14 protein-coding genes and 1 pseudogene are annotated in these 18,081 nt (G+C 59.4%); 2 read left to right on the forward strand and 13 right to left on the reverse strand.

The genetic code is table 11. The features are described 5' to 3' along the window. Positions 1–287 precede the first annotated feature (287 nt). On the forward strand, positions 288–4,640 hold the full coding sequence (locus EDC29_RS04150; RefSeq protein WP_132228672.1) for a hypothetical protein: 4,353 nt from the start codon (positions 288–290) through the stop codon (positions 4,638–4,640). Positions 4,641–4,679: 39 nt separating this feature from the next. On the opposite strand, the pseudogene EDC29_RS04155 reads toward EDC29_RS04150, so the two are convergent. From EDC29_RS04155 to EDC29_RS04185, 7 genes and pseudogenes are all read right to left on the reverse strand, one after another. Then, positions 4,680–4,946 (reverse strand): annotated as a pseudogene (locus EDC29_RS04155) (transposase); the annotation flags it as partial. A gap of 245 nt (positions 4,947–5,191) precedes the next feature. Next, positions 5,192–5,932, reverse strand: coding sequence for a hypothetical protein (locus tag EDC29_RS04160; RefSeq protein WP_132228674.1), 741 nt, complete (start codon positions 5,930–5,932; stop codon positions 5,192–5,194). Positions 5,933–6,052: 120 nt separating this feature from the next. After that, the gene (locus tag EDC29_RS04165) at positions 6,053–6,547 is read right to left on the reverse strand and encodes a GNAT family N-acetyltransferase (RefSeq protein WP_132228676.1); all 495 of its coding nucleotides are present in this window, start codon (positions 6,545–6,547) and stop codon (positions 6,053–6,055) included. A 55-nt stretch (positions 6,548–6,602) separates the two neighbouring features. Continuing rightward, entirely contained in the window at positions 6,603–7,805 is a 1,203-nt protein-coding gene (locus tag EDC29_RS04170; protein WP_132228678.1) for a transposase, read from the reverse strand. Positions 7,806–7,938: 133 nt separating this feature from the next. Beyond that, a complete protein-coding gene (locus tag EDC29_RS04175; protein WP_132228680.1) occupies positions 7,939–9,342 on the reverse strand; it encodes a hypothetical protein in 1,404 nt (467 codons plus the stop codon). A 268-nt stretch (positions 9,343–9,610) separates the two neighbouring features. After that, positions 9,611–10,297 (reverse strand): hypothetical protein, encoded by a 687-nt coding sequence (locus EDC29_RS04180; RefSeq protein ID WP_132228682.1) that lies wholly within the window; start codon positions 10,295–10,297, stop codon positions 9,611–9,613. Positions 10,298–10,441: 144 nt separating this feature from the next. Further along, positions 10,442–11,251 carry a hypothetical protein gene (locus EDC29_RS04185; protein WP_132228684.1) on the reverse strand — a complete coding sequence of 270 codons (810 nt, stop codon included), beginning with the start codon at positions 11,249–11,251 and terminating at the stop codon, positions 10,442–10,444. Positions 11,252–11,448: 197 nt separating this feature from the next. Between EDC29_RS04185 and EDC29_RS04190 the strand changes: the two genes are divergently transcribed. After that, positions 11,449–12,204, forward strand: a complete 756-nt coding sequence (locus tag EDC29_RS04190; protein ID WP_242465942.1) for a site-specific integrase — start codon at positions 11,449–11,451, stop codon at positions 12,202–12,204. A gap of 54 nt (positions 12,205–12,258) precedes the next feature. Here the strand turns inward: EDC29_RS04190 and EDC29_RS04195 are convergent, their stop codons facing one another. The 6 genes from EDC29_RS04195 to EDC29_RS04220 form a co-directional block, all read right to left on the reverse strand. Continuing rightward, positions 12,259–12,600 carry a hypothetical protein gene (locus EDC29_RS04195; RefSeq protein WP_132228686.1) on the reverse strand — a complete coding sequence of 114 codons (342 nt, stop codon included), beginning with the start codon at positions 12,598–12,600 and terminating at the stop codon, positions 12,259–12,261. Between the two features lie 173 nt (positions 12,601–12,773). Then, the gene (locus EDC29_RS04200; protein WP_132228688.1) at positions 12,774–13,463 is read right to left on the reverse strand and encodes an HAD family hydrolase; all 690 of its coding nucleotides are present in this window, start codon (positions 13,461–13,463) and stop codon (positions 12,774–12,776) included. Between the two features lie 352 nt (positions 13,464–13,815). Next, on the reverse strand, positions 13,816–16,179 hold the full coding sequence (locus tag EDC29_RS04205) for a nitric oxide reductase activation protein NorD (RefSeq protein WP_132228690.1): 2,364 nt from the start codon (positions 16,177–16,179) through the stop codon (positions 13,816–13,818). A gap of 51 nt (positions 16,180–16,230) precedes the next feature. Next, complete coding sequence (locus EDC29_RS04210; RefSeq protein WP_132228692.1) at positions 16,231–16,635, reverse strand: four helix bundle protein; 405 nt, start codon at positions 16,633–16,635, stop codon at positions 16,231–16,233. Between the two features lie 151 nt (positions 16,636–16,786). Beyond that, positions 16,787–17,593 (reverse strand): CbbQ/NirQ/NorQ/GpvN family protein, encoded by an 807-nt coding sequence (locus tag EDC29_RS04215; RefSeq protein ID WP_062272487.1) that lies wholly within the window; start codon positions 17,591–17,593, stop codon positions 16,787–16,789. A gap of 90 nt (positions 17,594–17,683) precedes the next feature. Next, complete coding sequence (locus EDC29_RS04220) at positions 17,684–18,040, reverse strand: ribulose bisphosphate carboxylase small subunit (protein ID WP_005221368.1); 357 nt, start codon at positions 18,038–18,040, stop codon at positions 17,684–17,686. Positions 18,041–18,081: the final 41 nt, after the last annotated feature.

Below are 18,081 nucleotides of genomic sequence, written 5' to 3' on the forward strand. Positions count from 1 at the left end.
CCGATTCTAGCGGTCCCGCGAGACGGGGTCCTTGCGGACATGCCGGTCGGGGACGGGCGGGGTCGCCTTCGTGCCGAGCCGCCGCGAGATCGGCGCGAGACCAGGGCGGTTGCGTGGGACGGCCCGAGGCGTTCACTCGGGCTCGATGAACGGCTGTATGATGCGAGGCGTCGCAGACGAGGAGCGTCAGCCCGGTGATTGCCCCCTTGACGCGCATGTTCCGCGCGGCCCGACAGCTACCCTCCAGCGCACCCAATCCATCATCGACGCCACAGGGAGGGGACGCGATGTCTCGCTCAGGACACCTGATACGCAGCGCCCGCGAGAACACCGGCGTGTCTCTCGGCATCAGGCCATTGGCGCCCGTGGCCGGGCTCTTCGTCGTCCTCGCCGTGCTGCTCCTGCCGGCGACGACGCTCGCCCAATCGGCACCAGAGGTTGTGTCTCCGGGCCAGGAGACGGCATCGGGCGCGATGACCGAGGGGCAACCGCTCGATCTGGTGGAGGATTGGCGGCTCACCGGCGTTCCTGCCGAGCTGCAGGCATGGGTCCCGTGGGCGCTGCGAGACCAGGCCGCCGCGCTCGGCTGCACCCCCGCGCTGGCCGCCGGCGCCGCCCTCGATCCCGTGTGTGCCTGGCCGGGGCCGCTCGTCCTGTCGATCGAGCGCGAGGCCATGAGCTTCCGACAACCCTGGACCTTGCTCGAGCGGGGCTGGCTGCCGCTCCCCGGTCAACGCGGGGCCTGGCCGACCGAGGTGACGCTCGACGGCGCGCCCGCGACCGTGGTCGATCGGGACGGGAAGCCGTTCCTGTTCCTGGACGGACCCCGCGCATCCGCCCGCGTCGAGGGCGAGATCGCGTGGCTCCGCCGCCCGACGCAGCTGTCCATCCCCGAGCAGGTCGGGGTGGTGCTCGCGGCCGACGGCACGCCGCTCCGGCTCGACGACAACGGCGATCTCTGGCTCCAGCGCCCTCGCGAGGCGACGCCGGCGGCGCCCCAGGACTCGCTGTCGATCAAGGTCTTCCGGCGCTTCACCGATGGCAACCCGATGGTCGTCGTCACCCGGCTGCTGATCTCCGTGACCGGGCGCGAGCGATCCCTGACGTTCGCGGACTTCCTGCCCGAGGGCTTCGTCCCCCATCAGGTCGAGAGCGCGCTCCCGGTGGGCATCGATCAGGCGGGGCGGCTCGAGATCCAGGTCGGGCAGGGCTCGCACTCGGTCGACGTCCTGGCGCACGCCACCGGCGACATCCTCAGCATCCCGGTTCCCGATGTCGCCGGCGAGGGCTGGCCCGGCAGGGAGCTGTGGTCGTTCCAGGTGGTGCCGGCGCTTCGTTCTCTCGGCTTCACCGGGCTGGATCAGATCGACCCCAGCCAGACCGAGATCCCCGAGCCGTGGCGCGGCGATCGCGCCTTTCTGGCCGAGGCCGGCAAGGCCGGATCACTCGATGTGCAGTTGCTCGCCGATATCGGCTCGGGCGTCGGGCGTGTGGACCTGCGCCGCGAGGCGTGGCTCGACTTCTCCGGTCGCGGGCTGACGTTCCGCGACAGCATCACCGGCGAGCTGTTCGCGCCAGGCCGCTTTTCGTCGCCCCTGGACATCGGCCGTCTCGAGCTGAACGGCACACCGTGGGTGCTCTCGGAGATCGCCGCGGACAACGCGGCGGCGTCGCTGGACGGGATCGAGGTACCGGCGGGGCGGCTCGCGCTCACCGCGGAGGGGCGTCTGGAGACCGATCCCGAGCAGTCCGGCACCTTCCCCCTGCGGCTCGCGAGCAATGGCTGGGCGGCCGAGAGCGCGGTGTTCGACTCGGTCAACACCACCATCAACCTGCCGGCGGGGTGGCTCGCCGTCGCCGCCTTCGGCACCGACAACCTCCCGCAGACCTGGCTCACCAAGTGGAACCTGCTCGATCTGTTCCTGCTCATCCTGGTCGCCGCGCTCTTCGTCAAGGCCCTGGGCCTCTGGGCCGGGGTGCTGTGGGTGATCGTCGGGGCGCTGACCTGGCAGTTGCCCTTCGGCGGTGGGTCGCTGTGGATCGCCGTCATCCTCCTCGGCATCCTGACGCGGGCGTGCTATCAGCGCGACATCCCGCGTCTCGGCAACCTCGTCGGCGGGATCGCCGCGGCGCTGTTCGTCGCGCTCGCCGTGTTCGTCGCCTCCTACACGGTCTATGCGGTCAAGACGTCGCTGTTTCCGCAGCTTGATCGCAACTTCGCCAACCGCTACGACGCGGCGCTGTCCAGCCCGAACCGCGCGATGGGGTTCGCCGAGGCCGAGATGGCGATGCCCTCATCCGCGCCCATGCGGGGCAAGGCCGCCGCGCCTTCTGACTATCTGGGCCTCGATCAGGACGGTGGTCGCCTGCAGGTGATCGTCGATGCCGAGGCCAAGATCGGCACCGGGCCGGGACTGCCCACCTGGCGCGGCAACCAGACCACCCTTGCCTGGCAGGTCCCGAACGTCCCGGATGCCTTCGAGTCCGCCTCGCTCTATCTGCTCACGCCGATGATGTTCGGCGCCGCGAAGCTGATCGGCGCGGGCGGTCTCATCGTGCTGCTGGTGGCATTGGCCTTCCGCGGCTACCGGACCTATCGCGACCGGCCCGCGGCATCGGACGAGGAGGCGATGACGCTCGACGTCGACGCCGCGCGGCCCTCGTCGCCCGCCGTTGCGCTGATCGCCGTGGCGGTGCTGTCGAGCCCCGCGCTCTTCGTCAGCGACGAGGCGCTCGCCCAGTCCGTCGGCTATCCCTCGGACACGCTGATCGAGGCGCTGCGTTCGCATGTGCTCCGCTCCCCCGAGTGCGCGCCCAACTGTGCGTCCTCGGGCGACATGCGGGTGATGATCTCCCGCGCCGACGACCAGCAGGGGTGGACGCTGCGGCTGCTCCTGGACGTCTCCGCCCTGCACGAGACCGCCTATCCGCTCCCCGCGCGACGCTCCGAGTGGCAGCCACGGGCGGTCCTGCTCGACGGCGAGACGACGCCGGTGCGCGCGGATGCCGCATCGCGGATCAGGTACGTCCGCATGCCCGCCGGGCGACACACCCTCGAGCTGTCCGGCGCCATCCCGCCCGGCGGGCTGACCCTGACGCTCAACGCCCCGCCGCAGCGAATCCGGGTCGACGCCCCGGACATCTGGCGCGTCGATGGCGTCTCCGCGCTCGGGCTGTCCAACGGCAGTCTCAGCATCGCGCCCCGGCAGCGCGCTGAGGCCGGGGACGCGAGCGCGCCCGATACCGCGGGACTCGAACCCTTCACCCGGGTGCTCAGGACCATCTCCTTCGGTCCCAAGTGGACGGTCTCGACGCGGGTGCAGCGCCTGTCGAGCAGCAGCGACAGCGCCGTCGTGCTGGTGCCCCTGCTCGATGGCGAGCGCGTCGTCTCCTCGGGCCTGTCCGTTCGGGACGGCCGCATCGAGATCCCGTTCCGCGCCGGCCAGACCGAGCGTCGGTGGAGCAGCGAGCTGGAGTTCGCCGATCGCATTCGTCTGGAGAGCCCGGGCGGGGGCGCGTTCAGCGAGACCTGGGCGATCGCGGAATCCCCCTTGTGGCGCGTCGAGGCGGTCGAGGACGAGGGCGTCGCAACCCTCCAGCAGGGCGCGCTGCGGACCTGGAGGCCCTGGCCGGGTCAGCGCATCGAACTCAACGTGACCCGGCCCAAGCCGGTGCCGGCCGCAACCATGACGGTGCGCGCCTCGACCCTGACCGTCATGCCGCGGGCCAAGGGCTCCCGCTACACACTGGAGGTCAGCATCCAGTCCAGTCAGGGGGATGTGCTGCCGATCAGGCTGGCGGCCGGGTCGCGCTTCGAGGCGCTCGAGGTGGATGGCTCCAGACGGCACGTCCGAGAGACCGCACTGGAGGATGGTCGGGTGGAGCTTCAGGTCCCGATCGATCCCGGTCTCCATAGGGTCCTGGTGAGCTGGGACTCGGCGGCGGCGATCGCGACACGCTACCGGGTCGCACCGGTCGAGCTCGGCGTGACCGCCGCGACGAACCTCAGCGTCAAGGTGATGCCCGCCGAGGATCGATGGGTGGTCTGGACCGCCGGTCCCTCCATGGGGCCTGCCGTGACCTTCTGGGCGCTGCTGATCGCCGTTGTCGTCGCGGCCTTGGTGTTCGGGGCGATTCGCGGGATCCCGCTCAAGCGTCTCGATTGGTTCGTGCTCCTCGTCGGACTGACGCAATCGCTCCTTGCCGCGGTGGTCGTGGTGGTCTGGGTGCTCGCCTTCCATGCGCGCGGTTGGTTGTCACCGAAGGCCTCGGCGTGGCGGCACAACCTCGTGCAACTGGTGCTGGCGCTGCTGACCGTCGCGGCCTTCGCCACGCTGCTCGACTCGATCCCGTCGAGCCTGCTCGGCCAGCCCGAGATGCATATCGCCGGCAACGGATCGAGCGCCGATGCGCTGCAGTGGTATCAGGACCGGGTCGAGGGTGAGGCGTGGGTGGCACTGCCGCAGCCCGAGCTGATCTCCGCCTGGGTGATCGTCTACCGGGCGTTGATGCTGCTGTGGGCGCTGCTGGTGGTGCGTCTGGTCGTCCGGCTGGCAAGCTGGGCCTGGGCGCGGTTCGTCGCCCCCGTGGCGTTCAAGCCGATCGGGGGAGGGGCGCGGCGGGTGAGGCCGAAGGTCTAGCGTGCAGGGGCTGGCGCGGCCAGGGACAGGCCATGCGCACTATCGGCCAGGAACGGGCGAGGGCGATGCGGTCGCTGCCGGACGATCCGTCGGCGTGGTCGGGCCGAAGAGGACCATGGCGCGGCGCACGCCGCGTAGATAACGACACTCTCGCCGTGCCGCGAGCGCCGTCATCCGCTCCGGCGCACCGATCGCCGCGCCGAACCCCTTGAGCAGGAAACCGGCGTGCTCGACGAAGCGCTCCGTCGCGATGCCGAGTCGGGTGAGAATCTCGGGCAAGTCCGACGGGATCGCGCCGCGATCCCGTTGTGCGTACTTTCTTCCGGTGTCTTCGGGGTCACTGCCCAGACTGGGTTGATATCGACATCGGCTATCACCGCCAATCTACCCAGCCCCGTCGATGTTTGAAACTCCCTCTGTCAACCGATAGAAGCCGCAGAGATATACTTGCCGCCCACAGCGCGGGCAAGCGTAGGAGAGGTTTTTGTATAAGTGGGCGGGGTGGGTGTTCCTTAATTATTGGTGTTGCTTGTTTTTGGGTTGCGCATGAATTATTTGTTGCGTATTTTTGAGTTTTTCGCGAAATCAATTTGAGCGAAGGCGCCTTGCCCTAAACCATCCGGAAGCCCGGGGATATTGCTCCTGCCTTGAAATATTGTGCATGGAAGTAATGTTGTGCCTGGGTATATGTCTATGGCGGGATTGTATTTGAACATAAGTGAAAAGACTGCCGTTTCTTCAAGAAGGTATAGCTTGGAAAGTTCGAGAGAGCGGGCTAGTGTTCTTTTCGAGGAGCGGTTTCTGTTTTTTTGTCTTTCCCAAAACACATATGCATTTTTGTCGATTGCGTTATGGAATTCTATATTGCGATCGTAGAGTTTATATGTCGAGTCTAGTGATTTTTTGTAATCTTTATGGCTTCTCCAGGAATCCCAGCGGGATAGGTAAAGGTTTCTGATTTTTGAGAAAAAACAAGAGTTCCTTTCTATCCATTCATTGCCCAATTCTATGCTTTGCTCTAACGCTTTTTTTTCTGTGATGTTGTCTTTTGACATTGAGTTGTATCGCTGCAATGTGTCATTTACGCATAAAAATATTTGACTCCCCTGTTCTGGAGTAAATCTGTTTGTGGCCCATTCTATTGTGGCGCTGAGTTTTTCGGCTTCGTGGTACTGGTGGCCGACGCTTATTTGAAGCCTGCAATTGCGATGATTTCTCCAGCTGTCTCCACGTTTCACTTTTACTGAGTAATTTCCTGACGGGGGCGGGTATTGAGTTCTCCTGTGAAACATGAGCTTTCTCTTTTTGGTTTGCGTTTTTTGCTGCGGGCTTGTTTATAACTGGGCGGAAAAGCGTTCTGCGATAAGTGTAGAGTGTCGCTCTTGGGGGGCACGTTATTTTGGCTTGGCTTGTTAGTGTTTTTGATTTATGAGGTTTGCCGTAAAGTGGCGATGACTTTCTGTCCAGTTTATATTTTTTACGGAAATGTTAAGGTCTGCCATCTCTTTGATTTGGTAGCTTGATTCTGATAGTGCTTTTTGAAACATTTTGAGGCTGGCGAAATTATTTGGGGGTACTGAAAACTCTACACTTTCAATGTTGTGTTTTTCGAAATTACAAAGTATTTCTTTTATCATTCTTTTTCCAATTCCTTTTTTTCTGAAGTTTATATCTACGCCAACCTGCCAGATATACGCTAATTTTTTTTTGCTGTTACTGCTTAATATTGCGGAAGAAAAGCCAATCACTTTGTTTTTGTGTAAAGCGACAACGGACAGATTGGTGAAATAATTTGATAGTATCCAGTATATAAAAGGGGAGTGCGCCTCTAAATGAGGGCATCCGTTTATTATCTGAAGGACTTCTGGTATATCTGACGTATCCAAGTTTCTTACAAAAATATCCATCGCGTATTTACGCTTTCTGTGGTATGTAGAAGTTATTAAATTTGCGTTTGAATATTTATCGGCCAGGGACGGGCGAGGGCGATGCGGTCGCTGCCGGACGATCGGTCGGCGTGGTCGGGCCGAAGAGGGCCGTGGCGCGGCGCACGCCGCGTAGATAACGACACTCTCGCCGTGCCGCGAGCGCGGTCAGTCGCTCCGGCGCACCGATCGCCGCGCCGAACCCCTTGAGCAGGAAACCCGCGTGCTCGACGAAGCGCTCCGGCGCGATGCCGAGTCGGGACAGGATGTCGGGCAGCTCCGCCGGGATCGACCCGCGCTTGCGTGGGTGCAGGGCGCGGCCGAGCGAGTCGACGAGGGTCAGATAGCCGTCGAAGGTGAAGGGGATTGCTGCCGGGACCTCGGCGGGGTTGCCGAAGGGCAGTAGTGGGGCAGGGGGCAGGCGACCGAGGACGGTCTCCCAGAGGTGAGTGCTGCGAGCGTCTGGTGAGCTGTCGGCGTGGTCGGTCTCGGGCGCTGCGGCGGTGCACGCCGTTGGCGGGGCCTCGACAACCTCAGGTGTCGATCGCTCTATGACAGCGAACGATCGTCCTGCCGTGTCACCTTCGTCCGCGCGCAAGGCGGCGATCCGTGCCGCAATCCCGGTATGCGCACTCTCCTCCGGCGTCTCCGCGATCCCCGCCCGAATCGGGTTGAGATCGACATAGGCCATCACCGCCAGCAGCGCCGTCTCGTCGAGGATCGCCTGCGAACGGAAGCGTCCCTCCCAGAACCGTCCCCGAACCCCATCCTCCCGATTCGCTGCCCGCGCGATCGACTCGTTCAACACCCGCATGAACCACGACAGATCCGCCAACCGCGCCCGATAGGTCGCGACCAACCCCGCGACCACCTCCAGCTCCGCCTCGGTCATCCCCGCCCGCGTCGCAGGCGACAGGAACCGCTCCACCACCACCGGCCCCCGGAACAGGCACCGCCAGCGCCGCAGCACCTCGGTATCCGACCACCCCGCCGCCCGATTGGCATCGACCCGCACCACCAGATGCACGTGATTGCTCATCACCGCATAGGCCGCGACATCGATCGCGAACACCCCCGCGAGCTGACGCAACCGCAACTCCACCCAGCCGCGCCGATGCTCGAAACTCCGTCCGGTCAACCGATCGAAGCCGCAGAGATACGCTCGGCGCACGCAACGCGTGACGACGTGATACCAGGGCGTATCAGACAAGGAGACGAGCGCGGCGCGGGGACGGGTCATGGTGCATCTCCTCCGCTGGAGGTGTTGGGAGAAGCGTAGGAGAGCGTCTCGCGAGCGTCAACGGTAAGTGGGTGTCCTTTACTCTGTGGTGTGGTGTGGTGTGGTGTGGTGTGGGGCTTTTTGATAGAGCCTCTTAGAAAAGCCGTTTCTTGATGTCTGAGAAAGAGTTAAGGCCGCCACGATGGTCGCTGCCGGTTTTAGGGAGAATGAACGGGCATCTTTTCTCATTTCTGAATGTCAATTTGTAGTGCTTGCCATCTTCTCTTATGTCGAACCCAAGCCTCATCAGCTCAGCCTTGGTTGTTGAGTCCATTTCTCTATAAGCACGTAAAAGTTCTTTCAATGACTCAATGATCGTGTCTTTCTCGCAAGGCTGGCTATTAGAATTTACGAAGTCATTTAGTACGTGATGTCTTCGGCTATGGGGCTCAGATGAAGCGAGCGCTCTCGACAATGCTTCCATTATTAATGAAAGCCTTTCCCCTTGATAGAGATCGGCTTCAGAGCTGCTGAGTACCACTCCATCTGTACGCAGCGGTCGACCGTCTTCTTTTCCAAAATAGCTATGTTTGAGGCGATTAACCTCAGATTCTAAACGCTGTATTTCCTCAATCTTGCTGGCGATTTCAATATCAAATTCTGCGATATATTCATCGACTTTTTCTGATCCTGAGTTGCGTAGTTCTTGAATGCGCTTCCTTGATTTTTGTTCAATAATGTGCCCCCAGGTGCATTCCCTCCTTGTGCGTTGAGATAAGAGTGAATCTCTTACTTTCCGGGTTATCGATATTTGGAGCTCTTTAGGGTCTAGGTATTTCCCTTGGGGAAGAAAAAGCCATTTTCCGATCCCGTCTGGCCAATAGATTGCGATGGCTCCGCCATACGCATTCTCTCTATATACCAAGGGGGCGAGATCAAAAGAAAAGCTTCTGTTTGGTTCTACAAGAACATGCGCCATCCCTGACAGCCAATGGGACAGCTTTGCTGGATTGATGTGGCTATTCCCGTCATTGTCTGAACTCACGTACACAACCGGCATTTGGCATCCAGCTTTGGCCGTGATTACATCTGCCGCGAGTTCTACTTGATCCTCTTTGAGGTGTATTGGCTTATCCGAAACGGGAAGCTCTCCGTCCATGCCCCCGCCAATCTCACGTATGATCGTTTTAATAATATGGGGGCGCTTGCCATGTTCAATTTTTTCAACTGGTAGTTCGGAATCGACGCTGAGTTGTACCGAAAGCCAAAAGTCATCAGCAGATTTTGCGCAGGCGACCTCTGTTACCCATCGCATACCAGAATGGTCGATATTCTCATGCCTTAGGGCGCTGAGCTTTTTTCCATTTTCAAATTTTATGAAGCGGATCTTTTCATTTTCGCTTTCAGTTGACCAATTATCTTTGATATCTGATGCATTTGACATTTTTGAAGCTAATGTGGAGTGGGGGCTCCCAGCAAGCCAGATTCGCCCCGTTTCAAATAAATCATCTACCGATTTGTTACTGTTGATGGGGAATTGTGTCTTGAAGGTAATCATTGTTTATCCTGAGTTGTGCCGGTCATTTTTTGTTCTTCCATTTGAATGGAATGACGTTCGCGTTTCAAGTCTACGCTGGTAAGTGGTAAGTGGTAAGTGGTAAGTGGTAAGTGGGTGTCCTTTACTCTCGCATAACGTCACCCATAAGCCGGGCCATACTGCGCTACCACAACACTACGGGATTGCGCTGAGTTCAATGCGCAGTATGGACTCGGCTTGATGGGCGTGTTGGGCCTCAGATTGCTAAGTTCCCTGCTCGATTACTACGTCAAGAAAACGCCAAAGAGCCATTTGAGTGAAGAACCTCTTTCATCCAATTGTCTCCGTATTGCTCATAGAGTTCTCTTGCCTTCTTGTCTGAAATTCGTCTTGCTGTTTGTTCTTTAATTTGATCTTCACCTTCGAGGGAAATTTTCCCTAGCATCTTTGTAGGGAAAGAAGTGAAATCGCTGTTGTTTACAAATTCACCAAAAGCGAGCCCATGTCTTTCTCCTTGGCCAGCACTAGTCAATTTAAAGTAATTAAGGTACTGAATGAAATCATCGTCAGTTCGAGCATGTGCAACCTGTGACACAACCGTATATTCTTTATCGTCTGCGTCAAATCGGGTTGTTACGGCTTTTAGCATGCCTTTAGATGCTTTGTAATCCAGATAAAGGATCCCGGGATACTTAAGAGGGTTTCCCTCGCCATCTACTTTCTTTGTTTCTACGAACCAGTATCCTTCAATCCATGCACTACCAAGTAGGAATCTGCGGACGCGCTTGCTGTCTATAAGGACCTTCACCACAAACTGAGCTAGGCCAGATCCGAATAGAAATGCAATCGCAGCCAAGAAGATAGAGGGAAAAGCGGACAGTGACGGCGCAAACGACTTAAGTTCGTAGCTGAGACCCACAAAGAATGCAGCCAAAGCTGCAGTCACCCAAAGCCGCGTCTGATAAATACGATCCATGAGCACTCACCAAATACTGATCTTGCTAGTCGCCCAACGCCGCAAATCACCGGCGGCAAAAAGCATAGAGAGGAACGAGCGGCGCTTTTTGACGTCCGAGTGCATTTACCTTGTTAGATATTTTTCAGATTTAATTGGCAATTATTATGCTAAAAGACTTACCCTATGTTTAACTAAAGCTGATGCATAAACACCTATAACTCCAACGTCGCCACCAATAAAGGCAATATCTACTATGTTTTTTATAACAGGTGAGGATAGTTGTTTTAGCTCAGGGTGTAACGTGCTAAAACCAAATATGAATGCGACCATACAGATAGCTGCGAACCTATCCCATTGCTTCTTTTCAAGTATTCTCATTTTCACGAGGGCATACAAAAAAAAGAACCAAGCCATTAAAGAAAAAGACATGTGCCTAGATACAACATCCATGATTGATTTCGGCGTAATTCCACCATGGTACCACATAGCTAAGACATAATAGCTAAAAATTGCCCCTCCTATTAATAATAATGACATGAATTCTACAACAGATAGACGTGGATATTTTTTTACAAAATTTATGCCAAATAAAAATATAACAAAATAAAACGCTGTCAAATATTGAGGCCAGTAATATCCAAGGAAGGCGGCCCCAATAAAAAAACTAACCGAAGTTATCAATATTCCAACTTGGAAATAATAGCTTTCTACATTCTCTTTGAATTCTTCGTATTTTACAAAGGACTTAAAGTAATAGGCGGAGCAGAAAAAAAATAATAGTATAAGATGGAATGGAAGAATCGACAAAAAGTCTGGCACCATCACGCCAAGGAAAACGGAAGAATATGCGAAATATAGAAAGATTGACACCAAGAAAAAGATTGCAAAAACGGCAAATACTGTGTCATCTTTTTTATAAATGCTGTGAGTGGCGGCTGCAACCCCTAATATCCATGGCAATATTTCAAACATACCTTATTCCTCGTTTTAATGTCTAACAGTTGATTAGGCGGAATCAGTAATTATTGCGCTATACAGATTCTCTAATTTCTGAACTAGACAGAATCTGCATAGCGTGTCTATGATTCATGTACGCACCCTCGCTATCCTCAAAATTTCGCGATGTAGCCGTCCCAACCAACCACGCATACACGAACTGAGACTAGGCCATGGACAACAACCCGTCAACTTATAGGGAAAAGGTACGGTCGTTTTGGCACCGGTACGTGCAAAAGGTCGGAGAATCAGGGGTTAAGCCTCCGTTCGACCGCTGGATGGTGCGGCGTGCGGAGCAGTACATCGCGGCTTTTCCGAATCGGAAGCTGGCGGAGCAGTGCCCTGCCGACGTCGAGCGCTATCTGACGGAGGTGGGTCAGAGGACCGAGATGAAGGACTGGCAGTTTCGCCAGATTGTCGATGCTATACGGATTTTGTTCGAGCTCGCGGGCGTGGAATGGCTGGAGCAGGTGGACTGGGAACAGTGGCGGGCATCGGCCCAACGGCTGGAGCCGAGCCATCCGACGGTGGCTCGGGATTATGAAGCGGGTCCGGCGAGTCCGGACGTGGATTCATCGGATGACTCGAATCATTCCTTCGCCGAGATCCGCAAGACGCATTCGGCCCTGCTGGATCGTGTCGTCAAGACCATTCGGGTCCGTGGAATGGCGATCCGCACCGAGCAGACCTATGTCCATTGGATGATGCGCTATATCGCCTTCAGCGGAAATCGAGATCCGACCGATCTGGACGCCTCGCATATCGGGCGTTTTCTGGAATATCTGGTAAGTGGGTGTCCTTTGGTGTCCTTTACTCTCGGGCGCGCAGCGCGTGACGACGTGGTACTAGGGCGTATCGGAGAGGGAGACGAGCGCGGTGCGGGGACGAGTCATGGGGCATCTCCGCTGGAGGTGTTGGGAGAAGCGTAGGAGAGAGCCTTGGGAGCGTCAACGGTAAGTGGGTGTCCTTTACTCTTCTTCAGTCTACGTCAATCCTTGGGGGGGGGGGCGAAATTCGGGGGGGACTTCAGACTCAGACATCCACTTAAGCTTCGCTTGTTGTAACTTGCCGGTGAACTCACTGCCGTCACTGGACAAGACCCATTTTTCGTAGTGCCCTTCGCAATATCTCGCAGGCAAACGATGCAACTGAATTGTTCCGTAGCTTCCTGGATTTGTCTTCTCGTCTGCAGTCCAAAAAACAGCAAAGATAAGATCGTTCCGAACTCTGCCGCTGAAGTTCCATTTCTTGAAGCTCTCTTCATCGGGCCGAAATCTCTTGATTTCGCCGGAAAGTGTCTCCCCAATATGCTTGCAGGTGACCATGTCCCATTTTTCAGGTTGGTCGTTCTGTAATGGGATGAGTTGGTACCACGTGCCAGTAAGGACGCCCAGCCGCTTTCGGTACCAGTCAGTTATATTTCTCAATAACCATCCGACCAAAGCTCCGACCCCTGAGCCAACGAGCCCCCAAAAGATATTCCAAGAACTGGCGCCCACTAATTGCCTCCAAGATAATCTAAAATGTTATCCCAGTCAGATTCTTCTGCGTCACCGCTTTTAAGGTGGTAAGAATTTTCGCCTGGAAGAATGGATGGGTTGTCTACGACTATGCGTTTATTTGCGTTTTTGAATAGCGGTATATCTGAGGCGGAATTTCCAAGCGCAAGCTCAATCGGGGGTTTATTGAAATGCTTAAATAAGATATCTTTTTTTTCTTTGGATGATCCGGGGTTGCTCTGTATTGAGCCTGTATACTTAGCTCCGCTAATTTTTAACTTTAAACCGTAGATGCTTTTTATAGGTAGGCTGTCTTGGTATTGGGAGATTACTTCAATGGGGGCGCCGCTTATGATGGTTATTTCAACGCCATTGCTTGCGAGGTGGTTTATCAGGCGTCTTGAGATTGGGAATATGTAATTCTTGTCTTCCTCAATAAAAATGCGGGCTTGAGTTTGAATCTCTGAGAATTTTTTATTTTTTAGTGCGTTTGCATAGATTAGGGCGGTTTGCTGAGCTAGGTCGTCGTGATTAATCTGGTTTCTTTCATGGCGAGTGAATAAGTCTTCAACCTGACAGACAAAATCTTGCTCAATGACTTTTGATTGATAGAGATGGCTCATCCAGGTGCGGATGGTAAAGCCTTTTCGGATTGTTCCGTCCCAGTCTACTGCTGCTTCAAAAGACATGCTGTTGGGTGCGCTTTTCTGCTTTTAACATTTTGGTGGAATAACTTCCGTGTGTAAATTTCTGCGATGATGGCAGTCTATCATAACAGTGGTCGACTCAAATACGCGGACGGCAACCGCCAATAATGCTTGATGCCTCACCCCCATCGCGAGGCCAGCCTCTCACTCTTGGCATGCCACCGAGTCTCGCCCAACCAGCTCCGCGTCTATGTGCAACGCGCGGATAACGTCATCAATACGCTCAAGCCAACACGCATCCGAGACGTTTCCGCAGACCAGATGACGCCCTGCTACCTATGCTATACACGCGACCAGACAGCGGTCTACAAGGACCGGAGTTGAACACACCCCCTCACCCCGTCAACACCCCAAACACCCCAGGCAACCGTTCCGGCAACCGTTCCACCTGATCGACGATCGAGTACCCGTTCTCGCCGAAGATCCGCGCGACGTAGCGGTCGGCCTCGGGGTCGAGGGTGAGGCAGTGGGTGTGGATGCCGCGGGTGCGCAGGTCCTCGACCGCCTTCTTGGCGTCGTGGCGGAGGTATTGCGGGTCGCGCTCGTCGATATCGGCGGGCTCGCCGTCGGTGATGAGCAGCACCAGACGCTTCTGCGCCGGTTGCTGTTCGAGGTGATGGCCGGCGTGGCGCAGCGCCGCGCCCATGCGGGTGGAGAGCCCGCCGCGCATCCCGGCCATGCGTGACTTGGCCGCGTCGCCATAGTCCTGGTCGAAGTCCTTGAAGCGGTAGTAGCGGACGTCGTGACGACCGTCGGAGGCGAAGCCGTGGACGGCGAAGGCGTCGCCGATGGCGTCGATCGCCCAGGCGAGCAGGCCGGTGGCCTCGCGGGTGAGGTCGAGGATGCTGGGGGCCGCGTCGTAGCCGGGCTCGCCCTCGTTGACGCCGACCTTCTCGTTGGTCGACTCGGAGAGGTCCATCAGCACGACGATGGCGAGATCGCGGACGTGGCGGGTGATGCGGATGTTGATGCGCGGGTCGGGCATGACGCCGCGGCGGATGTCGACCATGGCGCGCACCGCGGCTTCGAGATCGAGCTCCTCGCCCTCCTCGTAGCCGCGCCGACGCACCACGCCCTGGGGCTGGAGGGCGTCGATGAGGTGGCGGATGCGCGAGGCGATGGGGCGATGGCGGGTGAGGATCTCGTCCATCAGCGCCGGGTCGCCGCGCTCCTGGCGGCGCTCGATCACGCTCGTCCAGTCGGGGCGGTAGAGCTGGACGTGGTAGTCCCACTCGGGATAGTGGAAGGGCTCGGAGATCGGCTCGCGGCCCTCCAGCTCGTTGATGGTGCAGTCCTCCTGGTCGAGCCAGAAGGGGGTGGCGAGGTTCCACACCTCCTGGGCGTCGTCGCCGGCAAGCTCGCAGTCGAGTTCGTTGACCATCTCCATCACGCTGACCTGACGGCGCACCTGTCGCGCGCGCTCGGGCAGGTAGTCGAGCCCCTGGGTGATGAACAGGTTCTCGTCGAAGGCCCAGCAGTAGCGGTTGTCGTCGCGATAGGGCAGGGGCATGTCCTCGAGCACGCGCAGGCTCGGCAGCGCCACCAGTTCGAGCGCGCGGTCGTGGAAGGCGAGCCCGGCCTCGCGGCTGATCGCGTTGTCGGTGCCGCGGTTGGCGCAGTGCTCATGGAAGCGTGCGGCGCTCTCGGCGATCGCCGGTTCCGGGTCCTGGTACTCGGGGTCGAGCAGGGCGCGCGCCAGCCGGGTGAGCAGCGATTGCATCGGGTGGGCGTTGGCCGCGAGGGGGAGGGCGTGGGCGTGGATGGCGCCCCAGAGCTTGCGCAGGCCGGGGAACTCGGCGACCGCCAGGGCCTCGACGCGGGCGTCCTCGAACAGGGTGACGACGAAGCGCTGCGCCGGGCTCAGGCCGGCGCCGTCGAGCGGCGCGGTGGTGTAGACCAGATGGGCGGCGCAGTGGGCGGCGGCGGCGCGGTAGAGGTCGACGCCGGGGATGTCCTGCCAGTCGTCGAAGGCATCGGGGAGATGGATCTGGAACTCCTCGATGAAGGGGCGCAGTCCCTCGCGCGACTCGTAGTCGCCCGAGGTCGGGCGCATGAAGAAGGCGCGCGCCCAGAGCGCGCGCAGATAGAAGTTGAGACGGCGCTGGTTGTCGACGAACAGGGTGCCGCGCCGCTCCTGCTGGAGCACCGCGCGCGAGGCCTCGCTGGCCAGGCCGAAGTAGGCGAGCTGGCCGTCGAGGTCGCGGGCGTGGGCCTGGGCGCCCCACAGCGCCCAGCGGCGCAGTCCGCCGAGGGTGAGCTTGGCGAACAGCTCGTCGCTGTGTTCGAGCATCGGACGCAGGCCGCGCGGGGCCTTGCCGGCGAGCTGGTGGAGCAGGCCGAGATAGCCGCGCATCAGCTCGGCGTCGCCGAGCCGGGTGGCGGCCAGCCCGAGCGAGCCGAGCAGCAGGGTGAGCACGGTGCCGGAGGTGTGCGAGGCGAGCTTCATCAGCGCGCCGACGATGTCGGGGATGATGTCCTCGCCGAGTTCGCGGGCGACCCCGGGCATCTCCTGCACATAGGTCATCACCAGATCGTCGCCCTTGTTGAGTGTGCACATCGCGCGGATGCCGGTGACATAGTGCTCCAGCCCGCGCGGCGAGAGCAGGCGCGCGGCCTCGTGATGGCTCGCCTCGAGCGCCTGGGCGTGCTCGGCGCCGGACTTGAGGCAGGAAAGTGCGTCTTGCATATCGCTGGTCATGCAAAGCCTCCAGATATCAGCCACCAGCCTCCAGTGGGCGGTGCCGCGTGCTCATCGGGCATCCTCGTCCGGTGGCGTTGACCGTGTAGGGGGATGTGGGGTCGGCGGGGCGAGCGAGGTGAGTAGCCCGACGAGCATCCGCCGGATCTCCGCGCACTCGCGCATGCGCTCATCGGCGTGTGCTGCCGGCAGGTAGTGGAGATCACGCGCCAACAGACACTGGTATTCGAGTTCGTTGACCGACCCCGCCGCGATACGCACGAAGCGGGCGAAGTCGGCATCGCTGCCGCGCCCACAGCCCTCTGCGAGGTTCGACGGTACCGAGGACGCCGCGCGGCGCATCTGCGGAACCAGTCCGAAGCGCTCGCTCGGCGGGAAGCCCTGGGTGGTCTCGTAGATGGCGAGCGTCAGCGCGTGGGCCTTGTGCCAGACGGACAGCTTGCGATAGTCGCGCATGATGCTTTACCAGCTACCAGCTACCAGCTACCAGCTACCAGCTACCAGCTACCAGCTACCAGCTATCAGCCTTCAGCTATCAGCCGCCAGCGGTCTGTCGTCGACTGTCGGCGGTTGGTATCCGCCTCACTGGTGGCTGACCGCTGGCCGCTTAGAAATAGGTATCCACCGCCGCGTCGAGGGTGTCGCGCATGTCGGGGTCGTCGGTGAGGGGGCGGACCAGGGCCATCTGGGCGGCGGCGCGGGGTTCGATGCCCTTGGCCATGAGCTGGGCGGCGTAGACCAGCAGGCGGGTGGACATGCCCTCGTCGAGGCCGTGGCCCTTGAGGTTGCGGCTGCGCTGGGCGACCTGCACCAGCCTGTCGGCCTGATCGCGCTCGATGCCGCCCTCGTGGGCGACGATCTCGGCCTCGATCGCGGCGCTGGGGTAGCTGAAGTCGAGCGCGCCGAAGCGCTGCTTGGTCGACTGCTTGAGGTCCTTCATCAGGCTCTGGTAGCCGGGGTTGTAGGAGATGACGATCTGGAAGTCGGGGTGGGCCTCGACCAGCTCGCCCTTCTTCTCCAGCGGCAGGCAGCGACGGTGGTCGGTGAGCGGGTGGATCACCACGGTGGTGTCCTGACGCGCCTCGACCACCTCGTCGAGATAGCAGATGGCGCCGATGCGCGCGGCGACGGTGAGCGGGCCGTCCTGCCAGCGGGTGCCGTCGGCGTCGAGCAGGAAGCGCCCGACCAGATCCGAGGCGGTCATGTCCTCGTTGCAGGCGACGGTGATCAGCGGGCGTTCGAGCCGCCAGGCCATGTACTCGACGAAGCGCGACTTGCCGCAGCCGGTCGGCCCCTTGAGCATCACCGGCATGCGCGCCGCGTAGGCGGCCTCGTAGAGGCGTACCTCGTCCTCGACCGTGCGGTAGTAGGGCTCCTCTCGGATCAGGTATTGGTCGCGATGGGTCTCGCTCATGGGGGCAGTCCTTGAACGCTGGGCGGGCGGGGGACGGACGCGACCGGCGCCGGTCGCGTCCGTGACGTCACAAGCGATGGCGGGCCGTGGTCAGACCGGGGTGCCGCGGTAGATGACCATGGCCGCGCCCTGCGACTGGGCGTAGTTGTCGTAGCCGATCAGGCGCACATGGTTGTCGGGATGGGCCTGGTGACAGGCCTCGGCCTCGGCGAGGATGGTGTCGACGTCGGTCTCGCCGAACATCGGCAGCTTCCACATGTACCAGTAGTGGTCGAAGGCGTTCTCCGGCTCGGTGTGCTCGATCGCCGGATTCCAACCCTTGGAGACGATGAACTCGACCTGTTGGCGGATGCCCTCGGGGCTCATCGCCGGCAGGTAGGAGAAGGTCTCGAACTTGCGGCTGCTCGCGTCCTCGAGGCTCGATTGGTAGTCCTGCATTTCGCTCATGGTGACACTCTCTATGGTTGGAACCGCACAGGCGCCGAGGG

The sequence above is a fragment of the Marichromatium gracile genome (genome assembly GCF_004343155.1).
Classification (GTDB): Bacteria; Pseudomonadota; Gammaproteobacteria; order Chromatiales; family Chromatiaceae; genus Marichromatium; species Marichromatium gracile.